The organism is Bacteroides sp. AF25-38AC, from assembly GCF_003602995.1.
GTDB classification, from domain to species: domain Bacteria; phylum Bacteroidota; class Bacteroidia; order Bacteroidales; family Bacteroidaceae; genus Bacteroides; species Bacteroides uniformis.
Map to the genome: position 1 here is coordinate 1 of NZ_QTMD01000059.1, position 9,991 is coordinate 9,991.

At 48.3% G+C, this 9,991-nt stretch carries 10 protein-coding genes; all 10 read right to left on the reverse strand.

The genetic code is table 11. The features are described from left to right. Positions 1–340: 340 nt before the first annotated feature. The 10 genes from DWY55_RS21185 to argR all read right to left on the reverse strand — a co-directional run bounded on the left by DWY55_RS21185 (position 341) and on the right by argR (position 9,645). Entirely contained in the window at positions 341–1,591 is a 1,251-nt protein-coding gene (locus DWY55_RS21185; protein ID WP_035457578.1) for an acyloxyacyl hydrolase, read from the reverse strand. 219 nt (positions 1,592–1,810) lie between these two features. Beyond that, positions 1,811–3,466, reverse strand: a complete 1,656-nt coding sequence (locus DWY55_RS21190; protein WP_057281362.1) for an AMP-binding protein — start codon at positions 3,464–3,466, stop codon at positions 1,811–1,813. Between the two features lie 7 nt (positions 3,467–3,473). Next, positions 3,474–4,028: a helix-turn-helix domain-containing protein gene (locus DWY55_RS21195; protein ID WP_005825132.1), complete on the reverse strand. Its 555-nt coding sequence runs from the start codon at positions 4,026–4,028 to the stop codon at positions 3,474–3,476. Between the two features lie 121 nt (positions 4,029–4,149). After that, on the reverse strand, positions 4,150–4,923 hold the full coding sequence (proC, locus tag DWY55_RS21200; RefSeq protein ID WP_005834777.1) for a pyrroline-5-carboxylate reductase: 774 nt from the start codon (positions 4,921–4,923) through the stop codon (positions 4,150–4,152). A gap of 129 nt (positions 4,924–5,052) precedes the next feature. Beyond that, positions 5,053–6,174, reverse strand: a complete 1,122-nt coding sequence (locus DWY55_RS21205; RefSeq protein WP_005825124.1) for an aspartate aminotransferase family protein — start codon at positions 6,172–6,174, stop codon at positions 5,053–5,055. A 5-nt stretch (positions 6,175–6,179) separates the two neighbouring features. Next, a complete protein-coding gene (gene argC / locus DWY55_RS21210) occupies positions 6,180–7,148 on the reverse strand; it encodes an N-acetyl-gamma-glutamyl-phosphate reductase (RefSeq protein ID WP_005825122.1) in 969 nt (322 codons plus the stop codon). Then, positions 7,141–7,359: a PspC domain-containing protein gene (locus DWY55_RS21215; protein ID WP_005825120.1), complete on the reverse strand. Its 219-nt coding sequence runs from the start codon at positions 7,357–7,359 to the stop codon at positions 7,141–7,143. Before DWY55_RS21215 ends, argC begins: the two co-directional genes overlap by 8 nt. After that, positions 7,360–8,565, reverse strand: a complete 1,206-nt coding sequence (locus DWY55_RS21220) for an argininosuccinate synthase (protein ID WP_117600278.1) — start codon at positions 8,563–8,565, stop codon at positions 7,360–7,362. It abuts the gene before it with no gap. A 13-nt stretch (positions 8,566–8,578) separates the two neighbouring features. Beyond that, complete coding sequence (locus tag DWY55_RS21225) at positions 8,579–9,136, reverse strand: GNAT family N-acetyltransferase (RefSeq protein ID WP_005825115.1); 558 nt, start codon at positions 9,134–9,136, stop codon at positions 8,579–8,581. Between the two features lie 35 nt (positions 9,137–9,171). Further along, on the reverse strand, positions 9,172–9,645 hold the full coding sequence (gene argR / locus DWY55_RS21230; protein ID WP_005825113.1) for an arginine repressor: 474 nt from the start codon (positions 9,643–9,645) through the stop codon (positions 9,172–9,174). Positions 9,646–9,991: the final 346 nt, after the last annotated feature.

Below are 9,991 nucleotides of genomic sequence, written 5' to 3' on the forward strand. Positions count from 1 at the left end.
AATTTGGAGACAAAGATAATAATTTATAAATTTACCCCTCAGGTTTTTACATTGACCCCGTTTCTCTATAGCGAACAAAGTGTTTCCCTTAATAGAACAAGTTGTTTCATTATGGCGAACACTTTGTTTCCCTTAACAAAACATTTCGTTTCATCATATGAAAACAAACTGTTTTTCCTTATTGGAACAAACTGTTTCTCTATACTTGAACAAAGTGTTCATCGCTGTGAACTAACAAACTAACTATAATACTATAGTAGATGATATGCGCGTGGCACTTACTAATATGTGCTTGCAGATGAAATAAAAGAATCTATATAAATAGCCTCCTCTTTATTGTTCAGAACAGCTTGGGGCGTTTGTTATTGAACCGATAGCCGATACCCAACATCAGATAATTGGGCTCATGAAATTCCCGGAGGTTATATCCTATATGGAGATACGAATTGCGTGTTACGTCTATTTTCAGGGCAAGAATCTGATAGAAAGACTTCATGTCACCGCCGCCGTGCAGAACATTGGCTCCCAGACCGATACCTACCGTGAAGTAAGGCATGACAAATTCTCCGCGGGCGGATAAGCCCAATGCCATCTGTTTCTTGGCGGGCGGAGTATAGAAGCCGTTCTCTTCCTCGTACGATTCTTTCATGTTCGCACTGTGGTCGTATACGCCGTCCAACGCCACACCGGCGCGGAATTTATAGCCGAAGTTGTACATGGGTGCAAAGCTGAAACCGAACACGTTGTAAGTGCCGGGTGCGGGTACCTGGCCACTACTGCCCTCATGGGCCACTGCTTTCTTTCGCCAGGAGCCGAACAAAGTCAAGTCGTAGCTGACGTGGCGGGGGAATGGAGGAACAATAGGGCGTTGCCATGATTGGGCGAGTTCATCCGCTCTGCGGTTAAAGTTATATACCAGTCCCACTTTGCAGTCCACCGTGTTCAGACCGGAGTTGGGATATTGGGTGTTTCCGTTGGAAAAGTGGCTTCCGGTAGCTCCTATCATCAAGTCGAACTTGGGGGAGAGTGCCCACTTTAAGTAGAGGTTCACATTGAGATAGGCATTCACTTTCGAGCCGATAATCTGGTTCTCCGGGTTGTCATATTCATCGTAGGGTTTCCAGCCGAACGATGCGCCGAAGTTCCATTCATAGTTCAAGGATATGCGGGGGCTGAATTGGGCGATGCGTCCCCCTTGAAACAGATAGACCGCCAGCGGGTTGCCCAGCTCTTCCGGATTGCCGAAGTTGAAATAGCCGACTCCAATCCCTTGATAGGCTCCTATATAAGCCTGGTCGGCAACGGTGTGGGGACGGAGCTGGAAGGAGTATTTCAGATGGCCGGCATAGGCATTTTTCATGGCCTTGTATTGGTGGTTGGAGTACTCCAGAAAAGGGTTGGTCTGAAAAATATAGCCAGCACGCCCTTCTACGCCTAATCTGTGGATGAAGCGCTGTGAGAAAGGGAGTGTATCCCGTTTGTATTCCGAATGACTATCGGATGTCCATTGTTGGGCGTATATTGTATCAGACAAGAAAAGTACCGCTCCTAAGAAAGCCAGTATTTTCCATATCTGCATTCTATTTTTCATATGCCGTGTCGGTCTTTCTTGTTTATAAATGTTCCAAGTGAAGTTTAATTTCGTGCAAATATAGTTTTTTTCTCCTTTTGGTATTCACAATGAGACAACTATTTGTAAAAAGAGGGGGTAAAACTGAAATCGTCAATAGAATGGCAGACTTCGGTTTTACCCCTTCCTTATTCATTTACCCGGATGTTGTCTTATGATTCAGATGCTGGGTGGCGAGTGTTATTTCCGGTCGTTCTCCCGGATTTCCACACGGCGGATTTTCCCGCTGATGGTTTTGGGGAGCTCATCAACAAATTCGATGACACGCGGGTATTTGTAGGGAGCCGTCACTTTCTTCACATGGTTCTGCAACTCCTTGACAAGCTCTTCTCCGGCGCGTGCCTTGTACTCTTTTGCCAACACAATCGTAGCTTTTACCACTTGGCCGCGGATTTCATCGGGCACACCGGTAATGGCACATTCTACTACGGCTGGGTGGGTCATCAATGCACTTTCCACTTCGAACGGGCCGATGCGGTAGCCGCTACTTTTGATGACGTCGTCGGCGCGACCCACGAACCAGAGGTAGCCGTCTTCGTCCTTCCAGGCTACATCTCCCGTGTAGTAAATGCCGTTGTTCCATGCCTCGTGGGTGCGGTTGGCATCACGGTAGTATTCCTTGAACAATCCCAGCGGTTTGCCTTTGTCGGTACGGATTACAATCTGTCCCTGTTCACCGGCTTCCACAGAACGGCCGTCGTTGTCTATCAGGTCTACGTCGTATTGCGGATTGGGCAATCCCATGCTGCCGGGTTTCGGTTCCATCCAGGGCATGGTGGCGACGGTGAGGGTCGTTTCGGTCTGTCCGAAACCCTCCATCAACTTGATGCCCGTCAGTTTCTTGAAGGTCTCGAATACAGCGGGGTTCAAGGCTTCTCCGGCGATGGTGCAGTATTCCAGGCTGGATAGGTCGTACTTCGTAAGGTCTTCGTGAATGAGGAACCGGAAGATGGTGGGCGGTGCACAAAGCGACGTGACGTGATAATCCTGTATCTTCTCCAGTATGGCTGCGGGAGTGAACTTCTCGTGGTCGTATACAAATACGTTGGCACCGGCAATCCATTGTCCGTAGAGCTTGCCCCACACGGCTTTTCCCCAACCGGTGTCGGCAATGGTGAGGTGTAGGCTGCTCTCTTTCAGGTTGTGCCAGAAGCTGCCGGTGACGATATGTCCCAACGGATAGGTGAAGTCGTGGGCCACCATTTTGGGCTCTCCGGTAGTACCGCTGGTGAAGTACATCAGGGAGATGTCATCGTTCGTGTTCGGATGTTCCGGTTTCACGAAAGGAGCGGCGGCCTCGATACCTTTGTGGAAGTCTTCGAATCCTTCGGGAGCTTCCGGCCCGACGCTTACGAGGCGTTTCACAGAAGGAGACTCTGGCATAGCTGCCGTGATATGGTCGGTGATGACGCTTTCGCCGGCACAGACTATCATTTTAATGTCTGCGGCGTTGCAGCGGTATACGATGTCTTTCTTCGTCAGCAGGTGGGTGGCGGGAATCACCACTGCACCGAGTTTGTGCAGTGCCACAATGCTGAACCAGAATTCATAACGGCGTTTCAGTATCAGCATCACCATGTCTCCGTGCCCGATGCCGAGGCTTTGGAAATAGGAAGCCGTCATGTCTGTGTACCGTTTCATGTCGGCAAAGGTAAACTGCCGGCATTCGCCCTGGTCATTGGTCCACAACAGTGCGGGTTTGTCGGGCTGCTCGGCTGCCCAGGCATCCACTACGTCGTAGCCGAAGTTGAAATTCTCCGGTACGTTTATCTTCAAGTTCTTGATGAAGTCCTCCTGTGAGGTGAAGGATGTTTGAGATAAAAATCTTTCTACCATAACTTTATTACATGATTACTGCCAGGAATTTTACAGTCTTTCCGTCAAGCGCCTTCATGCCGTGCGGCAGTTTGGAGTTGAAGTATAGACTGTCTCCTTCGTTTAAGATTAAGTCTTTGCCGTCGATGCTGACCATCATACGGCCTTCCAGTACGAGGTTGAACTCCTGACCGGTATGGCTGTTGTAATGTATCGGCTCGCTGTCCGGTTTCGGTTCTACGGTCACGATGAACGGGTCTGCCGTGCGGTTGATGAAACCGGCTGCCAGCGATTGGTATTTATATGCCTTGGTACGTTCTATACTGGTTCCTTTTCCGGCACGTGTCAGGAAGTAGGAGCTCATTTTGGGCTCTTGCCCAAACATCAGTGCGTCCAGTGATATGCCGTAGTGCCGTGCTATCTTCTGCAGCATGCTGACCGAGATGTCGAATTCTCCGGTTTCGGCCAGACGGTACTCTTCTGCAGAGATGTCGCAGTCGCGGGCGATATCGTCGGCAGTCAGTTCCAATACGTCACGCAGTCCGCGCAGGCGTTCGGCTATTTGTCTGATTTGTTCGTCCATAATTATATTTTTTTAATGGGTTGTTATTAAAGTGTGGCAATGTGCCAATAGGCTGCACAATGTTTAATTATACCGTAGCTCATAGGCATATCGGGACATCGTTACATTAGCACATTAAATATCATTTACTCGCTTTGATGGCTTTAATCACAGTGGAGGTGAATCCTTCATGTTCCAGCTCGTTGATTCCCTTGATGGTAATTCCTCCGGGGGTACACACCTTGTCAATCTCAACACTGGGGTGCGTGTCGTTGTTCAGAATCAGCTCGGCTGCCCCTTTCACGGATTGTGCCACCATGCGCATGCCGTCTTTGGGATAGATACCCATTTCAACGCCGGCCTGCATGGCTGCCTGGATATACTTAAGCACGTAGGCGATGCCGCAGGAAGTCATGGCAGTGGTTGCCGCAATCTTTTCTTCGGGAATGAGCATGGCGAGTCCCATCTGGTTGAAAATGTCCAGCATCAGTTGCTCCTGCTCCTTGGTGGCATTGCGGCTGGCGATGAGTGTCATGCTTTCCATCTCGCTGATGGCGGTATTGGGAATAAGACGGAACATGGTCATTTCTTTGTCTGCTACATAGTGTGTCAGCTCTTCAAAAGGAATGCCGGCTGCAACGGATATAAGAATCTCTGTGCCTTTTAGTTCCAGTTCCTTTATCACTGGCTCCATCAGCCATGGCTTCACGGCAAAGATTATCATATCTGCACCGGCTGCCGCTTCCTGGTTGTCATTGGTCACTTGCAATGCGGGGAATTCTGCCTTCAGCTTGTCCAGCTTGCCCTGGGTGGGGTTGGAGACAATGATGTTACCGGCAGGGATGATTGTTCCTTTTGCCAGCCCTCGGGCAATGGCTCCCCCCATATTTCCTGCACCGATAATTGCTGTTTTCATATCTTTTTGTTGTTAAAAGAGTTGTTTTGCTGGCAAAGGTAGATAAATTTTCTACAAAAAACGACCGAGAGAGAAAGGTATTCTGCTTTTCGGTCGTTTCTTTTGCTGGCTGATTATTTGTGTCAAATATTAAAGTACTTTCTTGAAGCGTTCCAAGAATTCCTTTGCTTCATCCATGCCGAGGCACAGAGGCGGCAGCAGGCGAAGTACATTCGTACCGCTTACACCGGTGAATACATGCTGCTCTTTCAGTAGTCTTAGGCGCAGTTCCTTGATGGGTTCTTCAAATTCCAGCCCTATCATGAGTCCGCGTCCGCGAACGTCCTTGATTTGAGGGAATTTCTTTAGTTCCGTTATCAGGAAGTTGCCGACTTGGGCTGCATTCTCTATCAGGTTTTCCTGCTCTATCACATCCAGCACGGCAAGGGCGGCACTGCAAGCCAGGTGGTTTCCGCCGAAAGTGGTTCCAAGTTGCCCGTATACTGGTGTAAACATTGGGCTGATGAGTACGCCTGCCATCGGGAAACCATTGCCGATGCCTTTTGCCACGGTGATGATGTCGGCTTTGATGCCGTTGTACTGATGGGCGAAGAACTTGCCGCTGCGTCCGTAGCCGCTTTGGATTTCATCGAGAATCAAGACCGTGTTGTGTTCCGTACAAGTCTGGCGGAGAGCCTGCATGAATTCGTCTGTCGGCAGTTGGATGCCGCCTACACCTTGTATGCCTTCGATAATCACTGCGCAGACATCTCCTTTGGACAATTCGGCCTTCATGGCTTCGATGTCGTTCAACGGGAGGTAGGTGACGTGCCCGCAGTTGTTGATGGGAGCGATGATTTTAGGATTGTTCGTTACTTCCACCGCCAGTGAGGTACGTCCGTGGAATGCTTTTGAGAAGGATATCACACGGGTACGGCCATTGTAGAAAGAGGCGAGTTTCAAGGCGTTTTCATTGGCTTCGGCACCGCTGTTGATGAGGAAGAATGAGTAGTCGTCATAGCCACAGACTTTTCCCAAGCGTTCTGCCACTTGCTGTTGCAGCTTGTTAATTACTGAGTTTGAGTAGAATCCTAACGTAGCAACTTGGTTACTCACCATCTCTACATAATGTGGATGTGCATGTCCGATTGAGATGACTGCATGGCCACCGTAGAGGTCGAGGTATTCGGTACCGTTCTCGTCCCATACATGGCAGCCTTTTCCTTTGACGATGTTGATGTCAAAGAGAGGGTATACGTCGAATAAATTCATTTTTTTTAGAATGCAGAAGGTTTCAACCGTAATCCTACGGTCTCTTCCAGGTTAAACATTAAATTCATGTTATGGACAGCTTGTCCGCTGGCGCCTTTCAGGAGGTTATCAATGCAGGAAATGATAAGCAGTTTGTCGCCATGCTTCTCCAGATGGATGAGGCACTTGTTGGTGTTTACCACTTGCTTCAGGTCGATATTCTTCTCCACGATGTGGGTAAAGGAATCTTTGGCGTAATATTCTTCATACATGCGGACGATTTCTTCCAGGGCCACTTTGGTCTTCACCACAATGGTGGTGAAGATGCCGCGCGGGAAGTCGCCGCGGTAGGGGATGAAGTCAATGTCCGCATCAAAGCTGTTCTGCAGCTGTTTGAGCGATTGCTTGATTTCGGGCACATGCTGGTGCTCGAAAGCTTTGTAGACACTCATGTTGTTGTTGCGCCAGCTGAAGTGGCTCGTGGCGCCCGGTTTCACACCGGCGCCGGTACTTCCGGTAATGGCGTTCACCATGATATCATCATTCAGCATCAGATGTTTGGCAAGCGGTAGCAGCCCCAGCTGTATGCAGGTGGCAAAGCAGCCCGGATTGGCTACGTGCTTCGCTTTGCAGGTGGCACGGCGGTTCAGCTCCGGCAGGCCGTAGATGAAGTCGTGTTCGGGAGAGGCTATGCGGTAGTCCATGGAGAGGTCGATGATTCTCAGTTCCTCGGGCACGTTGTGGCTTTCGAGGAACTTCTTCGTGTCGCCATGTGCCGTACAGAAAAAGAGTACGTCGATTTCTTCCAGCGGGAGCTGGTCGGTAAATACCAAGTCTGTTTCGCCGTACAGTCCTTCGTGTACGTCGGTAATTTTGTTGCCGGCGTTGCTTGAGCTGTTTATGAAAACGATTTCCGCTTCCGGATGGTTGAGCAGCAAACGTATCAGTTCGCCTGCCGTGTATCCGGCTCCGCCGATGATTCCTACTTTAATCATTTCGATAATATCTATTTGGTTCTTGTGGTATAACAATTAGCATTATAATGTATATGGGTATGCCTGCAAATGCAGTAAAGATCGTGGCGAACGTATAAACGATACGCACCAATGAGACATCGAGTCCGAAAAAGTTTGCCAGTCCTGCACATACGCCTGAAAGCATCCTTCCAGTCCGGGGACGTGTCAGTTTTTGCTTCCTGCCGGTCATTTAGATTTTCTCGTCTTTATGATTTGAATAATAAGCACGCAGTGCTGTGGAGGTTACTTTGATGAAGCCCTTGGCATCTTCTGCCGTCCATCCTTTCTGCATCTCACCGTATTCACCAAACTTGTTTTTCACAAGGTCATCTTTGCTTTCTACACCTACGGTAGAAAAGCAGAGCGGGTGAAGTTCGAGGATAGCCGTACCGTTTACGTTGCGTTGCGAGGATTCCAGCATGGCTTCGATGTCGCGCATTACTGGTTCCAGATATTGGCTTTCGTGCAGGAACATGCCATACCAGTTGGCTACCTGGTCCTTCCAGTATTGCTGCCATTTGCTCAAAGTGTACTTCTCGAGGAACTTGTGTGCTCCGATAATCAGCATAGGTGCGGCAGCTTCGAAACCTACGCGGCCTTTGATACCGATAATCGTGTCGCCTACGTGCATGTCGCGACCGATACCGTATGCCGCACCAATCTCTTCTACCTTCTGGATGGCTTTGATGGGGGCGTCGAATGTCTCGTCGTTCACGGCTTTCAGCTCACCTTTTTCAAAAGTGAGGCGCAACTGCTCGCTGCCCTCTTTGGTGCAGTGCTTCAGATAGGCGCTTTCGGGCAACCCTTGCGCGGAATCCAGAATCTCGCCACCGCAAATGGAAGTGCCCCACAAACCTACGTTATAGGAATATTTCAGTTTGGTGAAGTCGGCGGCAAAGCCGTGTTTGTTCAGATAATCAATCTCTTCCTGACGGCTCAGTGCCATGTCGCGTGTCAGCGTGATGATTTCCACGCCCGGAGCCATGACGAGGAAAGTCATGTCAAAACGAATCTGGTCGTTACCCGCACCCGTAGAACCGTGGGCGATGGCATCCGCGCCGATTTCGTTGGCATAACGTGCAATGGCCAATGCTTGGAAGATACGTTCGGAACTTACAGAAATAGGATAGGTACCGTTACGCAAAACATTGCCGAATACCATGTATTTCAAGCTTTTCTCATAGTATTCCTGCGTCACGTCGAGGGTGACGTATTCTTTGGCGCCCAGCTTGTAGGCATTTTCTTCGTTTGTCTTCAACTGTTCAGCACTGAAACCGCCCGTATTGGCACAAGCTGCATATACTTCGTACCCTTTTTCTTTGGTAAGATACATCACCGTAAACGAGGTATCCAAACCTCCGCTGAATGCGACTACTACTTTCTTCTTCTTTTCCATATCCTTAGTATTTTTATATTTTATCCTCTTCGTGCAGCTTCGGGTCGTAAAGCATTGCTGTGCAAATGCAGAATTTACGGTTCTTAGCTACCAATATATCATGGTTTATACAGCCTTCGCAACCTTTCCAGAACGATTCGTCATCGGTCAGTTCGTTGAAGGTGACGGGCACATATCCCAGCTCGGTATTCATTTTCATGACAGCAGCTCCGCTGGTGAGACTGAAAACTTTAGCATTAGGCCAGCGTAGGCGTGCCAGGCGGAAAGAAGCGGTCTTGATACGTTTTGCCAGCCCCAGTCCCCGATATTTGGGGTGTACTATCAAACCGGAGGTTGCTACATATTGCTTGTTACCCCAGCTCTCTATGTAGGTGAAACCGGCAAAATCATCTCCACACAAGGCTATGATGGCCTTTCCTTCTTTCATTTTAGTAGCTACGTATTCGTGTGTGCGTTCTGCGATGCCCGTTCCGCGTACCTTGGCAGCTTCCCGGATGGTATCCAAAATCTTGTCTACGTAAACTTCATGTGAGGCGTCAGCCACCATCACATCAATTTGTTTCGAATCCATTTCTTATTTAATTTCTTGTTTTTTGTTGTTATCTATCATTTAATGTTCGGGATGATTTGCGATAGGAAGCTGCGTACCTCGTCATGTGACGCTGCTTCGTGCACCACCAGCATGATGGTGTCATCTCCGGCAATGGTACCCAGAATGGCGGGACACTCTCGGTTGTCGATGTCGTAGGCCATGCTGCTGGCATATCCGGGCCGGGTACGGATGACGGCAATATTGCCCGAAAATTGAAGTGAAACGAATCCGCTTGTCATCAGCATTTCACTTGCACTCTGGTCGTTCGAACGTTTATACATGATGTTGTTGGGCAGCACATATACGTATTTACCGTTCATGTTCGCTGCTTTCGCTACTTTCAGCTGTTTCAAGTCGCGTGACAAGGTGGCTTGTGTCAGTTCAAAGCCTTCCTTGCTCAAAGCTTGCAACAGTTCTTCCTGAGAACTGACGTCTTTGCTTGAGATAATCATCTTGATGGCGTCTAACCGATTGGCTTTTTTCTTCATTTTCTGTATAATTATTCTAAGAGTAGTGCAAAATTAGGGATTATTTCGGAAAGAATATGCAAAAATGAGAGCTTTTTTATTCTTTTTATACATCGGGCGTACTGTATATGTTGTTTTTGTTCTCTTTGTTGGAGTCTTGTTTGTTCTTTTACGTTATTGGAGATTGTTTCCGTATGTCTTTGGTAAATGTTGATATAATATAGAATAGATATGCAATTGTCAAATCTGACACCCTTTCAATCAAAAACTGTACAAAAATTATATGCATAGAAATAGAATCCCTCAGGTTTTTACGGGTCAATGTAAAAACCTGAGGGGTAAATTTATAAATTATTATCTTTGTCTC